Origin of the sequence: Actinokineospora spheciospongiae (genome assembly GCF_000564855.1) — a bacterium.
Classification (GTDB): Bacteria; Actinomycetota; Actinomycetes; order Mycobacteriales; family Pseudonocardiaceae; genus Actinokineospora; species Actinokineospora spheciospongiae.
In genome coordinates, this window is record NZ_AYXG01000077.1 from 1 (window position 1) to 15,188 (window position 15,188).

The 15,188-nt window shown below is 73.6% G+C and carries 13 protein-coding genes; 6 read left to right on the forward strand and 7 right to left on the reverse strand.

What is annotated here, in order from left to right; genetic code table 11:
• Nucleotides 1-161: 161 nt before the first annotated feature.
• Both UO65_RS10610 and UO65_RS10615 read right to left on the reverse strand, forming a co-directional pair.
• A complete protein-coding gene (locus UO65_RS10610) occupies nucleotides 162-425 on the reverse strand; it encodes a phosphoribosyl-ATP diphosphatase (RefSeq protein ID WP_035281242.1) in 264 nt (87 codons plus the stop codon).
• 37 nt (nucleotides 426-462) lie between these two features.
• A complete protein-coding gene (locus UO65_RS10615) occupies nucleotides 463-1,155 on the reverse strand; it encodes an HAD family hydrolase (RefSeq protein ID WP_035281244.1) in 693 nt (230 codons plus the stop codon).
• 204 nt (nucleotides 1,156-1,359) lie between these two features.
• On the opposite strand from UO65_RS10615, the gene UO65_RS10620 reads away from it, so the two are divergent.
• Entirely contained in the window at nucleotides 1,360-2,280 is a 921-nt protein-coding gene (locus UO65_RS10620) for a PAC2 family protein (protein ID WP_035281245.1), read from the forward strand.
• A gap of 382 nt (nucleotides 2,281-2,662) precedes the next feature.
• Here UO65_RS10620 and mshC read toward each other — a convergent pair whose 3' ends face one another.
• The gene (mshC, locus tag UO65_RS10625) at nucleotides 2,663-3,889 is read right to left on the reverse strand and encodes a cysteine--1-D-myo-inosityl 2-amino-2-deoxy-alpha-D-glucopyranoside ligase (RefSeq protein WP_035281248.1); all 1,227 of its coding nucleotides are present in this window, start codon (nucleotides 3,887-3,889) and stop codon (nucleotides 2,663-2,665) included.
• 170 nt (nucleotides 3,890-4,059) lie between these two features.
• Here mshC and UO65_RS10630 point away from each other — a divergent pair, with 170 nt between their 5' ends.
• On the forward strand, nucleotides 4,060-5,256 hold the full coding sequence (locus UO65_RS10630) for a S8 family serine peptidase (RefSeq protein WP_035281250.1): 1,197 nt from the start codon (nucleotides 4,060-4,062) through the stop codon (nucleotides 5,254-5,256).
• A complete protein-coding gene (locus UO65_RS10635; RefSeq protein WP_035281252.1) occupies nucleotides 5,253-5,480 on the forward strand; it encodes a hypothetical protein in 228 nt (75 codons plus the stop codon). The genes UO65_RS10630 and UO65_RS10635 overlap by 4 nt, the downstream gene beginning before the upstream one ends.
• On the opposite strand, the gene UO65_RS10640 is transcribed toward UO65_RS10635, so the two are convergent.
• Together UO65_RS10640 and UO65_RS10645 are read right to left on the reverse strand one after the other, a co-directional pair.
• Nucleotides 5,477-6,583, reverse strand: a complete 1,107-nt coding sequence (locus UO65_RS10640) for an aminotransferase class V-fold PLP-dependent enzyme (RefSeq protein WP_200873356.1) — start codon at nucleotides 6,581-6,583, stop codon at nucleotides 5,477-5,479. The genes UO65_RS10635 and UO65_RS10640 overlap by 4 nt on opposite strands.
• 98 nt (nucleotides 6,584-6,681) lie before the next feature.
• Nucleotides 6,682-7,455, reverse strand: coding sequence for an ion transporter (locus UO65_RS10645; protein ID WP_035281257.1), 774 nt, complete (start codon nucleotides 7,453-7,455; stop codon nucleotides 6,682-6,684).
• Between the two features lie 142 nt (nucleotides 7,456-7,597).
• Between UO65_RS10645 and UO65_RS10650 the strand changes: the two genes are divergently transcribed.
• The gene (locus UO65_RS10650; RefSeq protein WP_035281260.1) at nucleotides 7,598-8,503 is read left to right on the forward strand and encodes a sensor histidine kinase; all 906 of its coding nucleotides are present in this window, start codon (nucleotides 7,598-7,600) and stop codon (nucleotides 8,501-8,503) included.
• Nucleotides 8,504-8,518: 15 nt separating this feature from the next.
• Here the strand turns inward: UO65_RS10650 and UO65_RS10655 are convergent, their stop codons facing one another.
• Nucleotides 8,519-9,334: a UbiA family prenyltransferase gene (locus tag UO65_RS10655; protein ID WP_035281290.1), complete on the reverse strand. Its 816-nt coding sequence runs from the start codon at nucleotides 9,332-9,334 to the stop codon at nucleotides 8,519-8,521.
• A gap of 105 nt (nucleotides 9,335-9,439) precedes the next feature.
• On the opposite strand from UO65_RS10655, the gene UO65_RS10660 reads away from it, so the two are divergent.
• On the forward strand, nucleotides 9,440-10,180 hold the full coding sequence (locus UO65_RS10660; RefSeq protein ID WP_035281262.1) for a methyltransferase domain-containing protein: 741 nt from the start codon (nucleotides 9,440-9,442) through the stop codon (nucleotides 10,178-10,180).
• Nucleotides 10,177-11,253, forward strand: coding sequence for a type III polyketide synthase (locus tag UO65_RS10665; protein WP_035281265.1), 1,077 nt, complete (start codon nucleotides 10,177-10,179; stop codon nucleotides 11,251-11,253). The genes UO65_RS10660 and UO65_RS10665 overlap by 4 nt, the downstream gene beginning before the upstream one ends.
• A gap of 9 nt (nucleotides 11,254-11,262) precedes the next feature.
• Here the strand turns inward: UO65_RS10665 and hrpA are convergent, their stop codons facing one another.
• Nucleotides 11,263-15,165 carry an ATP-dependent RNA helicase HrpA gene (hrpA, locus tag UO65_RS10670; protein ID WP_035281267.1) on the reverse strand — a complete coding sequence of 1,301 codons (3,903 nt, stop codon included), beginning with the start codon at nucleotides 15,163-15,165 and terminating at the stop codon, nucleotides 11,263-11,265.
• Between the last annotated feature and the right edge of the window lie 23 nt (nucleotides 15,166-15,188).

The following is a 15,188-nucleotide window of genomic DNA, read 5'->3' on the forward strand; positions in this document are numbered from 1 at the left end:
ACTGGAGCACATGATCGCCATAGGGGCCCCGGCCAAACACATCCACCCAGCCGGACACCACCACCAAACCCCCGGGCTCGAAAGCTGAGCACATCCACCCACCCGGACACCCCGGCAAAAGACCGGCACCCCAAGGCCGAGGACTGTCCACAGAAGAGTGATCAGAGCTGGCGGTAGACGTCTTCCAGCGTGATGCCGCGGCCGATCATCAGCACCTGCACCCGGTACAGCAGTTGCGACACCTCGAGCGCCAACTGCTCGTCCGACTCGTGCTCGGCGGCGATCCACACCTCGCCCGCCTCCTCCAGGACCTTCTTGCCCTGCGCGTGCACGCCCGCGTCCAGCGCGGCCACGGTGCCCGAGCCCTCCGGGCGGGTCCGCGCCCGGTCGAGGAGCTGGGCGAACAGTTCGTCGAAGGTCTTCACGGTCGAAGATCCTGCCACCACCGGCGGGCGGCGGACCTCACCGGGTGGCGGGCACCAGTGCCCGCAGGGCGTCCGCGTCAAAGCCGACCAGGGACTCGCGCAGCACGCGCCGCTCGCCGCCGGGGACGTCGACCTCGCACGGGACCACCACGGTGACGCAGCCCGCGGCGACGGCGGCGGCGGTGCCGGTGGGCGAGTCCTCCACCGCGACGCACTCGGCCGGGTCCACGCCGAGCAGGCGGGCGGCCTTGAGGTACGGGTCCGGCAGGGGCTTGTTGCGGCCGTCGACCTCGTCGCCGGTGACGGTGACGTCGAAGAACTCGCGGCCGATCACGTCGAGGGCGATCTCGGTCAGCGGGCGCTCGGTGGAGGTGACCAGCGCGGTCGGCAGGCCCGCGGCGCGGACGGCGCGCAGGGCCTCGGGGGCGCCGGGGCGGAAGCGCAGGTCGGTGGCGAACAGGTCGGCCATGCGGGCATCGATCCAGCCCACCGCCTCGCGGATGTCGTCGGCGGACGGTTCGATCCCGGCCTGCGCGAACAGCAGGGCCATGGTCGTGGGGACGTTGCTGCCGATCATCGCGGTGCGGGTCTCGGCGGCGAGGGTGAAGCCGAGGCGCTCGACGAACTCGTAGAGCGGGATGTCCCAGAGCTTCTCCGAGTCGAGCAGGGTGCCGTCCATGTCCCAGAGCACGGCGGCGGGCAGGGCGGGGTCGACGCGCTGGCTCGGCATGGCCCCACCCTACGATCCGCGCGCCTCCGATCCCCGCACCACCCGACACGCCCGGCCTGCCACTCGCGACCGGTGATCTACCACGATCGGGGGAGGGCCCATCGGGCGGAGCGCCGTTCGCCCCGCACCACCACCCGACACGCCCGGCCAGCCACTCGCGACCGGTGATCTACCACGATCGGGGGTGGGCCGTAGGCTGGGCCGGTGACCGATCCGGACCCGCACATGGCCGCCGACCGCGAGCCCAGCACCGAGCCCTTGGAACTCGTCGACCCCGTCATGGTGGCGGCGTTCGAGGGCTGGAACGACGCGGGCGACGCGGCGAGCACCGCCATCGAGCACCTGCAGCTGACCTGGGACGCCAGCCCCCTGCTCGAGTTGGACCCCGACGACTACTACGACTTCCAGGTGACCCGGCCCTCCGTCCGCATGGTGGACGGGGTGACCAGGCGGGTCGAGTGGCCCACCACCCGGCTGTCGGTGTGCCGCCCGCCCGGGTCCAACCGGGACGTGGTGCTGGTGCACGGCATCGAGCCGAACATGCGGTGGCGCTCGTTCTGCGCCGAGCTGCTCCAGCACATCGAGGACCTGCGCATCACGACCGTGGTGACCCTGGGCGCCCTGCTCGCCGACACCCCGCACACCCGGCAGGTGCCGGTCACCGGCACCGCCTACGACGCCACCTCCGCCGCCCGCTTCGGCCTGGAGCGCTCCCGCTACGAGGGGCCGACCGGCATCGTCGGGGTGTTGCAGGACGCGTGCGTGCAGGCGGGGGTGCCCGCGATCTCCATCTGGGCGGCGGTGCCGCACTACGTGTCGCAGCCGCCCTCGCCCAAGGCGACGCTGGCGCTGCTGCACCGGGTGGAGGAGATCCTGGACGTGGAGGTGCCGCTCGGTGCGCTGCCCGAGCAGGCCGAGGAGTGGCAGGCCACCGTCAGCGAGATGGCCGAGGAGGACGAGGACGTGCGCAACTACGTCCGCGCCCTCGAGGAGCGCAGCGAGGCCGACGACACCCTGGGCGAGGCCAGCGGCGAGGTGATCGCCGCCGAGTTCGAGCGCTACCTGCGCAGGCGGCGGCCGGGACCCGGCCGCGGCGGCTCGGGTCCGGGACCGACCGGGGTGTGACCCCGCCAGGACCGACCGGCGCGGCGGGTCGGGCCCGGGACCGACCGGGGTGTGCCTCCGGCAGGACCGGCCGGGGTGTGACCCCGGCAGGACCGGCCGGAGTGTGACCTCGGCGGGACCTGGCGGGGTGTGACCCGGCGCGACCGGCCGGAGGGCGACCCGGCGGGCATGCTCGGGGTGTGACTCAGGTGGGTCCGCCCGCGGGCCATTCGGGCGGTTCCGCGGCGGGGCTCCCGGGCGCCGGAGGACGGCGACCCAGGAGCGGTCCGGTTCGCGGTGGACCGGACCACCGGCCCGGTCCACCGCGAACCGGTCCAGCGCGAACCGGTCCACCGCGAACCGGTCCAGCGGGCCGGTCAGCCCCGATCGGGCTGCCGGACCGTCAGAGCAGGACGCCGAGCAGCGAGTCGACGGCGGTGCGGACCCGGCCCGGGGCCGTCGGGTCGGAGCCGGGCTGGGCCGCCCAGGCGTCGACCGCGGCGATGACCGCGGGGGTGTCCAGGTCGTCGGACAGGTGGTCGCGGATGCGGGCGACGAGGTCGTCGGCGGGGGCGCCGGTGGCGGCCGACACCGCGGTGCGCCAGCGGTCGAGGCGGGCGAGGGCGGTGTCGAGGATGTCCTGGGTCCAGGAGCGGTCCTGGCGGTAGTGGCCCGCCAGCAGGCCGAGCCGGATCGCCATCGGGTCGACCTTGTCGGCGCGCAGCCGGGAGACGAAGACCAGGTTCCCCCGCGACTTCGACATCTTGAGGCCGTCCAGGCCGATCATCGCCGAGTGGCCGTAGTGCCGGGCGAAGGGGTGTTCGCCGGTCAGGGCCTCGGCGTGCGCGGCGCTGTACTCGTGGTGCGGGAAGATCAGGTCCGATCCGCCGCCTTGGAGGTCGAAGGTCATGCCCAGCCGGTTGAGGGCGATGACCGAGCACTCCACGTGCCAGCCGGGGCGGCCGGGGCCGAGGTCACCGGGCCAGCTCGGTTCGCCGGGGCGGGCGCTGCGCCACAGCAGGGCGTCGAGCGGGTGGCGCTTGCCCTTGCGGTCCGGGTCGCCGCCGCGGGCTGCGAAGAAGCGGTCCATGGTCGGCTCGTCGTAGTTCGACTCGTAGCCGAAGCGGCCGGTGGCGGTGTGGTCGAAGTAGACGTCGGGGTACTCCTCGTCGTCCACCCGGTAGGCGGAGCCGTCGGCGAGCAGCTTGCCGACCGCCTCGACGATCTCCGGGATGGCCTCGACGGCGCCGACGAACTCGCGTGGCGGCAGCACCCGCAGCGCCTCCATGTCCTCGCGGAACAGCGCCGTCTCGCGCATCCCGAGCACGACCCAGTCGTCGGAGTCCCGCTCGGCCCGCTCCAGCAGCGGGTCGTCGATGTCGGTGACGTTCTGCACGTAGTGCACGTCGTGGCCGTTGTCGAGCCACTGCCGGTGGACCAGGTCGAAGGCGAGGTAGGTCGCCGCGTGCCCCAGGTGCGTGGCGTCGTACGGGGTGATCCCGCAGACGTACATGGTGGCCGTGCGGCCCGGGGTGGTCGGCCGGATCTGCCCCGACGAGGTGTCGAACAGGCGCAGCGGCCGTGGGGTGCCGTCCACCTCGGGCACCGGGTGGGATTGCCAGGTCTGCATGGCCCCGACAGTAACGGCAGCTCCCGGACACGGGAGAGGTGTCGCACTGGGCGGACGGCGGTGGGCCATTCGGGTAGCAGGGCTGTAATGGCCGTCACATGCCTGTCAAGGTATTCGAGAGACCCTCAGGTGGGCGGACACGGCCCGCCGGAAGGAACGAGGTGAGGTCGATGACCACTCCCAGCAGGGACGACGGCACAGCGGACGACGGGACGACGGGCCGGTACCTGGTGCTGCTGGAGGACGACTCCGTGGCCGCCGGGACCCGGGAGCTGAACCGGATCGCCGGGATCGATGTGGCCGCCACCGCGGACGCCACCGGTCCGGGCGCGGACCTGCGCGGCGCGGGCGGGCTGGTGCTCGACCGGCTCGGCGTCGCGGTGGTCGACGCGGACCCCGACCAGGCGGAGGCGCTGGCCCGGGCCGCGGCGGCGTCGGGGCCGATCGCGGGGCTGGAGCGGGAACGGCGGGTGCGCGCCATCACCGCCGAGGAGGTCCAGACCGCGGTCGCGGTGGACGAGAGCGTGTTCACCTGGGGGTTGCAGGCGGTGGGGGCGCAGCTCAGCACGGCGACCGGGGCGGGGATCAGGGTGGCGGTCCTCGACACCGGGTTCGACCTGGCGCACCCGGACTTCGCCGGGCGGCAGGTCACCGCCGAGTCGTTCGTGCCCGGGGAGAGCGCGCAGGACGGCCACGGGCACGGCACGCACTGCGTCGGCACCTCGTGCGGGCCGCGCGAGCCCGGCGACGGACCGGGCTACGGCATCGCCTCGGCCGCGGAGATCTACGTGGGCAAGGTCCTCAGCGACGGCGGTTCCGGGTCCGACGGCGGCATCCTGTCCGGCATCGCCTGGGCGGTGGAGAACGGGTGCGCGGTGGTGTCGATGTCGCTGGGCGCGGCGACCCAGCCGGGGCAGCCGTTCTCCCGCACCTTCGAGCGGGTGGCGACCAGGGCGATGGCGCAGGGCACGCTGATCGTGGCGGCGGCGGGCAACGAGTCCGACCGGCGCACCGGGGCGGTCGCCCCGGTCGGGCACCCGGCGAACTGCCCGTCGATCCTGGCCGTGGGCGCGGTCGACGCGGCCGAGGCGATCGCGTACTTCTCCTGCGGCACCGTGGACCGGATCGGCTCGGTCGACGTGGTCGGGCCCGGGGTGGACGTGCTGTCGTCGTGGCCGATGCCGCTGCGGCACAACCGGATCAGCGGCACCAGCATGGCGACCCCGCACGTGGCCGGGGTGGCGGCGCTGATCGCCCAGGCCACCGGCGCGCGGTCGTGGGCGCTGTGGGCCCGGCTGGCCCAGTCGGCCATCCGGCAGCCGCTGCCCAGCACCGACGTCGGGGCGGGTCTGGTGCAGGCCCCGTGACCGACCCCGGTCCGTTACGGGTGCTGGTGACCGTGGACGACGACGGCATGGGTCGGCTGCCGGACCTGGTGGCCGACCTGCGCGCCGTGGGCCTGTCGGTGGACGCGGTGCTGGAGCACGTCGGCGTGGTCACCGGGTCGATCGACCCGGCGGGCGTCGCGGGTGTGCGCGCGGTCCTCGGCGTGGAGGGCATCGAGCTGGAACGGTCGGACTGGGGGTTCTAGCGGCCCTCGGCGAGGGCGGCGGCGAGCGCGGCGAAGTCGTCCTCGGTGGTGTGGGTCGTGGCGCCGACGCGGACGTAGGCGGCGCCGTGCCAGTGGATGACCGGCACCTCGATGCCGCGGGCGCTGAGTTCCCCGTAGTAGCGCGCGGCGTCGTCGAAGTCGGCGACCAGCCCGGAGGGGAGGGCGACGAGGCGCATCAGCGGGGCGTGGTGCGCGCTGACCTGCCCGGGGGCACCGAGGGCGTCGGCGACGAGGCGGACGCCCCGGTCCAGCAGCGCCGAACTGGCCGCGACCGCGTCCCAGCCGCCCACCGCGCGCCAGTGGTCGAAGGCGGCGGGCAGCGCCATCCACCCGGAGTAGTCGCCGGTGCCCGCGTGGTCGAACCAGCGCGGGTACCCGGCCGGGTGGTCCCAGGACGGCACGAGCGGGCGGACCCGGTCGCGCCACGGCGGGGCGATCCACAGCCCGGCGCTGGTGCGCGGGGCGTAGGCCCACTTGTGCAGGTTGCCCGCCCAGAAGTCCACACCGAGCAGGTCCGGGCGCTGGTCGAGGTGACCGGGTGCGTGGGCGGCGTCGACGAACACCGGGACACCGCGCTCCCGGCACGCCTGCGCGACCCCGGCGACCGGCAGCACCAGCGCGGTCGGCGAGGTGATCGCGTCGACGACCACGAGCCGGGTGGCGGCGGTGAGCCCACCGGCGAACGCGGCCACCACCTCGTCCGGCCCGGCGTCGGCGGGGAAGTGCACCACGCGCAGCCGGGCGCCGACCCGGTCGGCGGCGGCCTGCGCGGCGATCGCCACGGCGCCGTAGCCGTGGTCGGAGAGCAGGATCTCGTCCCCCTCCGCCAGCGGCAGCGAGGCGAGCACGGTCGCGGCGGCCTCGGTGGCGTTGCGCACCAGCACCACGTCGGCTCCCAGGAACCCGCTCGCCGCCTCCCGGGCGGCGGCGACCAGGGCGGGGGTGTCGACCCGGTGGAAGCGCATCGGGTTGGCGTCGGACGCGGCCCGGAACCGGGCCTGGGCCTCGCGGACCTCGACCGGCACGATGCCGAAGCCGCCGGGGTTGAGGTGGTGCACGGCCGGGTCGAGGGAGAAGGTCACCCGGCCCATGCTGCCGGCCGAACCGGGTCGGGGGCACCGCGTTTCCAGGCAGTGGACCCCGGTGGCTTCCCCGGGGCGGCGGGGTCCAGGGTGGTGGGTCAGAGACCCGGCGGGGCGGGGTCGGGGAGGTTCTGGTGGTCGCCCGCGCGCACGGCCTGGCGGATCTGGTCGATGTTCTCCCGGAGCAGGTCGGAGATCAGTTCGTCGGTGCGGGGGTCGGCGAGCATCTCCAGGACCACGCGCAGCACCGCCTCGGAGACCGCGCCCACGACCTCGTCGTGGAAGGGGAGGCGGCGGAGTTTGCCGACCTGGGGGTCTTCCTTCAGCTTCTCCAGGACCATCTGCCGGATCTCGGCCCGGTTCTCCTCCAGGGCGCTGGCGATGTTGCGCGCGTAGTGGCCGGTGCGCAGCACGGAGACGACCTCCTCCAGCACGGCCACGGTGAGCGGTTTCTTCACCACGTCGATCAGGACGCCGCCGAAGCGGCCCATCGCCCGGTGCGCCAGTTCCTCGCCGACGGAGCGGTCGACCGGGCGCTGGAGCCTGGTCAGCAGCGTCACCACCCGCACGACGCGCAGCAGCCGGAAGGCGCGGACCAGCACGTGCGCCCAGGGGACCATGCCGATGACGTCGTACCAGTTGAGCAGGACGAACCGGCCGGTGAAGCCCGCCAGCCGCCACCGCCAGAGGAACTCGACGGCGAACACCGCGCAGAACGCCCAGTCGATCCGGACGATCAGTTCGCCGACGTGGGTGGGCGGGTTCCACAGCGCCCGGTAGACGAGCAGGGCGACCGAGACCACGGCGAGTCCGAGCATGACCCAGTCGTCGAGGGCGACCCGGTGCTTCTTCGCGGCGGCGGTGATGACCATGACATCACCCTTCCGGACCACGCGACACCCGGCCACTCGCCCTGCTCCGGGGGTCCGCGCGGGTACGCTGCCCGTGCCCGCGACGCGGGTCGGCCTCGGGCGTCTTCGCTCCGCGGGGGCACCCACCGACGGAGGGACGAGCATGGGCACAGCCGGGTTCGTGCACGAAGCGCTGGTCCACCGCGACGACGACGCGTACGTGGCGGCGACCGTGGACTTCCTGCGGGAGGGTGTGCGGGAGGGCGAGACCGCGGTGGCCCTGCTCGGTCCGCGCGGGCGGGAACTGCTCGCGGGCGCCCTCGACGGCAGCGGGGTGCGGGTGGTCGACACCACGGACCTGGGCCGCAACCCGGCCCGCCTCATCCCGACCCTGCGCGACCTGCTGGAGACCGCGCGCGGCCCGCTGCGCTGCGTGGGCAACTCCACCCGCGCCACCCACGACCCGGCCGCGGCCGCCGAGACCGCGCTGCACGAGGCCCTGCTCAACCTCGCCTTCGACGACGCCATCGACTTCCGCCTGCGCTGCACCGTCGACGCGGACGCGCTGCCCGAGGCCGAGCACACCCACCCCACCGTGCTGGACGGGGGCACCAGCAGACCGGGCGCCGCCTACGATCCCGACCACGGCTACGCGGTGTTCGCCCGCCCCCTGCCGGAGGCCACCACCCCCCTGGACCTCGACGACGTGCACTTCACCCTGGACGACCTGCCCGAACTGCGCGACCTGGTGACGGTCCGCTCCTCGGCTTTCGGCCTGTCCCGCGACCGGGCCCTTGACCTGACCCTGGCCACCAACGAGATCGTCACCAACAGCATCGTGCACGGCGGTGACCGGGGCACCCTGCGCACCTGGCACGACGAGCGCACCTTCACCTGCGAGGTCACCGACAGCGGCCACATCACCAACCCCCTGGTCGGCCGCGTCTCCCCCATCCCCGCCGTCCAGGGCGGCCGCGGCGTCTGGCTGGCCAACCGCCTCTGCGACCTGGTCAGCATCCGCTCCGCACCCGGCACCGGCACCGTCGTCCGCCTCCAGGTCGACCGCTAGGCCGCCCCCGGAGCGCTAGCCCAGCGGTGAGACCAGCAGCAGTCCCACGGCCAGCAGCGCCGTGACCATCACCGCCCGGAACAACCCACGCGACCGGTCACCCCGCCCCCACACCACCGACGCGACGACCGCGGCCACAGCCAGCCCCAACGCCCACAACCCGGTCCACGCCGGACCCCCGACGGGCCCGAACGCCAGGCACGCCATCGAGGCGAGCAGCAGCACCACCGCGACGGCCGCGGAGCGCGGACCGAGCCGCTGCGGCAGACCGCGCACCCCGGTGACCGCGTCGTCGGCCAGGTCCGGCAGCACGTTGGCGAAGTGCGCCCCCGCCCCCAGCAGCGCACCGGCGGCCACCAGCCACCACGCGGGCGCGACCTCCCCGCTGAGGACCACGAACACCGGCAGCAGCCCGAACGACACCGCGTACGGCACCACGGACGCGACCGTCGACTTCAACCAGGCGTCGTAGGACCAGGCGGAGGCGACGGCGAGCAGGTGCACCGCCCCCGGCAGCCAGCCCGTCGACAGCGACAGCGGGACGCACAGCGCCGCGGCGCAGGTGATCCCGACACCGACCGCGCGCCGCGACACCGCCCCGACCGCGAGCGGTTTGTCGGCGCGGCCCACGGTCCGGTCCCGGTCCGCGTCGAGGTAGTCGTTGAGCCAGCCCACCGAAAGCTGGCCGGTGAACACGGCGGCGGCGACCAGGACCACACCCCACGCCGGGCGCCCGACGCTGATCGCGAGCCCGGCGGCGACCGCCGTGACCGCGACCGTGGGTTCGGGGTGGCAGGCCCGCACGAGGGCCAGGGCAGTCGATGCGCGCACCCGATCAGCCTCGCAGCGTTCGGCGGCGCCGACCACCCGGCGCCCCGGTCCAGCGGGTGGGCCGTGGTCCAGCGGAACCGCTGCCGGTGTGCGAGCGTAGGTCCTGTGCCTCTCCGCCCGAAAGCTGAGCGGGACCGGTCCCCGGACCTCGGGCGGAACAACCCGGAGCAGTACGACGCGCTCGCCGACCAGTGGTGGCTGCCACGCGGCGAGTTCGCCATGCTGCACTGGTTGGCCGCCGCCAGGGCGGCACTGGTCCCCGCCGCCCCCCGACCCGGTGCCGTGCTGGTCGACCTCGGCTGCGGTGCCGGGTTGCTCGCCCCGCACCTGGTGGGCAAGGGCTACCGCCACGTCGGGGTGGACCTGACCCGCAGCGCGCTGGCGCTGGCCGCCGACCACGGCGTCACCGCCGTGCGCGGTGACGTGGGCCGGGTGCCGCTGGTCGACGGGTGCGCCGACGTGGTGTGCGCGGGCGAGATCCTCGAACACGTCCCGGACCTGCCCGCCGCGGTCGGTGAGGCGTGCCGGGTGCTGCGCCCCGGCGGGCTGCTGGTGGTCGACACGATCGCCGACACCCGGCTGGCGCGGCTGGTGGCGGTGACGATCGCCGAACGGGTGCCGGGCGCGGCGCCGAAGGGCATCCACGACCCGGCGTTGTTCGTGGACCGGGCGCACCTGGTGCGGTTGTGCGCCGACAACGGGGTCGGCATCGCGTTGCGGGGTATCCGCCCCTCGGCGCTCGACGTGGTGCGCCTGCTCGCCGGGCGCGGCGACGGCGTCCGGATGGTGCCCGCACCGACGACATCCGTGCTGTTCCAAGGGATCGGCAGGAAGAGGAGCACATGACCGCAGGTACGACCGGCTCAGCGGCGGTGATCGCGGGCGGCGCGTGCGCGTTCCCGGCCAGGATGGACCAGGACGCGCTGTGGACGGACTTCTTCGCCCCCCGGCTGGGCAACTCCCGGGTGGCCGAGCGGCTGTACCGGGCCGCGGGGGTGCGGCACCGGCACGCGGTGGCCGACCCGGTGGTCGAGGACGTCTCGACCTGGTCGACGCAGCGGCGCATGGAGCGCTACATCGACGAGGCGCCGGGCCTGGGCAAGGAGGCGGTGGGTGCCGCCCTGGCCGACGCGGGCCTGTCGGCCGAGGAGGTCGGCATGTTCGCGGTGGTGTCCTGCACCGGCTACACCACCCCGGGCCTGGACATCCGCCTCGCCGCCGACCTGGGGATGCCCGCGGACGTGCAGCGGCTGATGATCGGCCACATGGGCTGCTACGCGGCGCTGCCCGGCCTGGGCGCGGTGTCGGACTACGTCGTGGCCCGCCGCCGCCCGGCGGTGCTGCTGTGCCTGGAGCTGACCTCCCTGCACGCCCAGCCCACCACCGACGACCTGTCCCAGGTCATCACGCACGCCCTGTTCGCCGACGCCGCCGCGGCCGTGGTCCTGCGCCCCGGCGACGGCGGTCCGGGGGGCGGCGGGCTGAGCGTCACCGACGTGGCCGCGCGCACCGACCCCGCCACCTCCGGCCACATGCGCTGGGACATCACCGACCTGGGCTTCCGGATGGAGCTGTCCCCCGAGGTCCCCGCCGTCCTGGCCCGCCACGTCGGCCCACTGGTCGACGACCTCCTGACCCGCCACGGCCTGGCGGTGGACGACGTGGGCGCGTGGGCGGTGCACCCGGGCGGGCCCCGCATCCTCGACACGGTCGCCCGCGAACTGGAACTGCCCGCCGACGCCCTGGACGCCTCGCGCACCGTCCTGCGCGAGTACGGCAACTGCTCCTCGGCGACGGTGCTGATCATCCTGGAGGAGCTGCGCCGCACCGGGAAGCTCGCCTCCGGCAAACCGGTGGTGGTGCTGGCGTTCGGCCCGGGCCTGACCCTCTACGCGGCGCTGCTGCGCGGCGGCACCTGACCGGACCTCTCAGGGGATGAGCGCGGCGATCGCCTTCTGCACGCGCTTGTCCGAGATGGACCCGGCGCTGCCGAGCGTCTGGGCGAAGTAGCTGACCCGCAGTTCCTCGATCATCCACTTCACCGCCCGCACCTCCTCGGTGTCGCGCGCCGCGGGGTGCCGCTGCTGGACGGCGTCGTGGTAGGCGTCCTCCAGGTCCTGCACGGTGTGCATCCACGCCGTGTCCCGGTCCGGGCGCTCGGGGAGCTTGTCCAGGCGGCGGTCGACGCCGCGCAGGTAGCGCTCCAGGTGCGGGAGGCGGGCGACGCCGGTGGCGGTGATGAAGCCGGGGAAGATCAGGCCCGCGAGCTGTTCGCGGATGTCGGCCAGCGGTTCGACGAAGATCGGGCCCCGGGTGGTCCCCAGGCGCCGCTCCACGTCGTTCCACGCCTGCACGACCTTGCGGGCGGCGTCGAGGACCTCGACCACCGTGGCGTTGAGGCGGGTGCGGACGTGTTCGCGCAGGCGGGTGAAGCCCGCCTCGGTCCACGCCGGGCCGCCCGCCTGGGCGATGAGGTGGTCGGCCGCGGCGTCGACGCAGTCGGCCAGCAGGGCCGGGACGCCGCCGTGCGGGTTGTGCGACAGGGCGAGCTTGGCCTGGTTGGACAGGGAGCGGACCACGTGCTTGGTCGGGGACGCGACGTTGAGCAGCACCAGTTTGCGGGTGCCGGTCCACATCGCCGCCCGCTGCTCGACCGCCGTGTCGAGCATCCGGACCGCGACCGTGGCGCCCTCGTCGACCAGGGCCGGGTAGGCGGTGACGACCAGGCCGTTCTGCTCGGTGCGGGCGACCTTGGGCAGGGTGCCGATGGTCCAGGAGGTCAGGCCCCGGCGGGCGAGGTCGACCGTCGCTGCGGTCAGCGACTCGCGGAGCTGGGACTTGAGCTGCTGTTTCAGCGCGCCGAGGTCCTTGCCGGTGGCCAGGGTCTTGTCCCCGTCGACGACCTGGAAGGTGGTCTTGAGGTGGGCGGGGACGGCGTCGAGCTGCCAGGCGTCGCGCGGGATGAGGACACCGGTGAGGGCGCGCAGTTCGCGGCCGACGGCGTCGGGGAGGGATTCCTCGGTGGGCGCGAGCTTGCGCACCACCGCCTTGGCGAAGTCGGGCACCGGGACGAAGTTGCGGCGCAGCGGCTTGGGCAGCGACCGGATGAGCGCGGTCACGACCTCCTCGCGCAGCCCGGGCACCTGCACCGACAGTGCGTCGCCGTTGAGCTGGTTGAGCACCGCGATGGGGACCCGGGCGGTGACGCCGTCGTCGTCGCGGCCGGGTTCGAAGCGGTAGCTCAGCGGCAGGGTCAGGCCGTGTTGCCGCAACGCGTCCGGGAAGGCGTCCTCGTCCACGTCGACGCTGTCGTTGACCAGCATGGCCTTGGTGAAGGTCAGCAGGTCCGGGTGCTCGTGCCTGGTCTTCTTCCACCACGAGTCGAAGTGCCGCCCGGACACGACCTCGGCGGGGACGCGCTCGTCGTAGAAGCGGAACAGGGTTTCGTCGTCGACGACGATGTCGCGGCGGCGGAAGCGGTGTTCGAGGTCCTCGACCTCGTCGAGCAGCTTGCGGTTGTCGCGGAAGAAGTGGTGGCGGGTCTGCCAGTCGCCTTCCACGAGCGCGTGCCGGATGAACAGGTCGCGCGACAGCTCCGGGTCGATGCGCCCGTACTGGACCTTGCGGGAGACCACGATCGGCAGCCCGTAGAGCGTCACCCGCTCCATCGCCACCACCGAGCCCTGCTTGGCTTCCCAGTGCGGTTCGCTGTGGTTGCGGCGCACCAGGTGCTCGGCGATCGGTTCGATCCACTCGGGTTCGATCCGGGCGGCGATGCGCCCCCACAGCCGCGAGGTCTCCACCAGCTCGGCCGCCATCACCCAGCGCGGCGGCTTCTTGAACAGCGCCGACCCGGGGAACACGGCGAACTTGGCGTTGCGGGCGCCGACGTACTCCTTGCCCGCCGGGTCGCGGAAACCGATGTGCGACAACAGGCCCGACAGCAGCGACATGTGCACGTTGCGCGGCTCGGCGGGCGTCTCGTTCGGGGTGATGCCCAGTTGCTTGGCGACCTGGCGGAGCTGGCTGTGGATGTCCTGCCACTCGCGGATGCGCAGGTAGTTGAGGAACTCGGCCTTGCACTCGCGGCGGAACCTGTTGCTGGACAGCTCCCTCTGCCGCTCGCGCAGGTGGTTCCACAGGTTGAGGTAGCTGATGAAGTCGGAGTCCGAGTCGGCGAAGCGGGCGTGCTTCTCCGCAGCGGCCTGCTGCTTGTCCTGCGGCCGTTCGCGCGGGTCCTGGATGGACAGCGCGGCGGCGATGACCATGACCTCGGCCAGGCAGCCGTTCTTGTCGGCCTCGATGACCATGCGGGCCAGCCGGGGGTCGACGGGCAACTGGGCGAGCTGGCGGCCCAGCGGGGTCAGTCGCTTGGCCGGGTCGGTCTGCGCCGGGTCGAGGGCACCGAGTTCGTGCAGCAACTGGGTGCCGTCGGCGATGTGGCGCTTGTCCGGGGGTTCGATGAACGGGAAGTCGGCCATCTCGCCGAGGTCGGCGGCGGCCATCTGCAGGATGACCGAGGCGAGGTTGGTGCGCAGGATCTCCGGGTCGGTGAACTCCGGGCGGGCGAGGAAGTCGTCCTCGCTGTAGAGCCGGATGCAGATGCCGTCGGAGGTTCGGCCGCAGCGGCCCTTGCGCTGGTTGGCCGAGGCCTGCGAGACCGCCTCGATGGGCAAGCGCTGGACCTTGAGCCGGTTGCTGTAGCGGGAGATGCGCGCGGTGCCCGGGTCGACGACGTACTTGATGCCGGGCACGGTCAGCGACGTCTCGGCGACGTTCGTGGCGAGCACGACCCGCCTGCCGGTGTGCGGCTGGAACACCCGGTGCTGCTCGGCCGAGGACAGCCGCGCGTACAGCGGCAGGACCTCGGTGTTGCGCAGGTTCGCCGCGGTCAGCGCGTCGGCGGTGTCGCGGATCTCGCGCTCACCGGAGAGGAACACCAGCACGTCGCCCGGCCCCTCGGCCGACAGCTCCTCGACCGCCTCGACGATGCCCTGGGTCTGGTCGCGGTCCGGGTCGGCGTCGGGGTCCTCCGGGTCGACCAGCGGCCGGTAGCGGACCTCGACCGGGAAGGTGCGCCCGGAGACCTCGACGATCGGGGCGTCGCCGAAGTGCCGGGAGAACCGCTCCGGGTCGATGGTCGCCGAGGTGATGACGACCTTGAGGTCCGGCCTGCGGGGCAGCAGCCTGGCCAGGTAGCCGAGCAGGAAGTCGATGTTGAGGCTGCGCTCGTGCGCCTCGTCGATGATGATCGTGTCGTACTGGGCCAGCAGCCGGTCGTGCTGGATCTCGGCCAGCAGGATGCCGTCGGTCATGATCTTGACCAGGGTGCGGTCGCCGACCTGGTCGGTGAACCGGACCTTCCAGCCGACGGTCTCCCCCAGCGGCGTGCCGATCTCCTCGGCCACCCGCTCGGCCACCGTGCGCGCGGCGATCCGCCTCGGCTGGGTGTGCCCGATCAGCCCGGTGACCCCGCGGCCCAGTTCCAGGCACATCTTCGGGATCTGGGTGGTCTTGCCCGACCCGGTCTCCCCGGCGACGATCACCACCTGGTTGTCCCGGATCGCGGCGAGGATGTCCTCGCGGCGCTGGGTGACCGGCAGTTCCTCCGGGTACTTCAGCGGCGGCAGCGACGACCGCCGCAGCTCCACCCGCCGGACCGCGGCCTCGACCTCCTCGGCGACCCTGGCCAGGGTGGCCGCGCGGCGGGCGGGGTCGCGGGTCTTGCGCAGCCCGTCGAGCCTGCGGCCCAGCCTGCGCTGGTCGCGGAGCATCAGCTCGGGCAGGCGCGCGCGCAGGTCGGCCTGGTTCGGGGTGGTGTCGGCGCTCATTTGCTCCCAGCCTAGGCAACGCC

Bases quoted from the DNA above. Each gene is read 5' to 3' on its own strand.
- UO65_RS10645 (WP_035281257.1), bottom strand. From the start codon at position 7,455: ATGGTCATCACCGCCGCCGCGAAGAAGCACCGGGTCGCCCTCGACGAC.
- UO65_RS10650 (WP_035281260.1), top strand. From the start codon at position 7,598: ATGGGCACAGCCGGGTTCGTGCACGAAGCGCTGGTCCACCGCGACGAC.
- UO65_RS10665 (WP_035281265.1), top strand. From the start codon at position 10,177: ATGACCGCAGGTACGACCGGCTCAGCGGCGGTGATCGCGGGCGGCGCG.
- hrpA (WP_035281267.1), bottom strand. From the start codon at position 15,165: ATGAGCGCCGACACCACCCCGAACCAGGCCGACCTGCGCGCGCGCCTG.
- UO65_RS10630 (WP_035281250.1), top strand. From the start codon at position 4,060: ATGACCACTCCCAGCAGGGACGACGGCACAGCGGACGACGGGACGACG.
- mshC (WP_035281248.1), bottom strand. From the start codon at position 3,889: ATGCAGACCTGGCAATCCCACCCGGTGCCCGAGGTGGACGGCACCCCA.
- UO65_RS10615 (WP_035281244.1), bottom strand. From the start codon at position 1,155: ATGCCGAGCCAGCGCGTCGACCCCGCCCTGCCCGCCGCCGTGCTCTGG.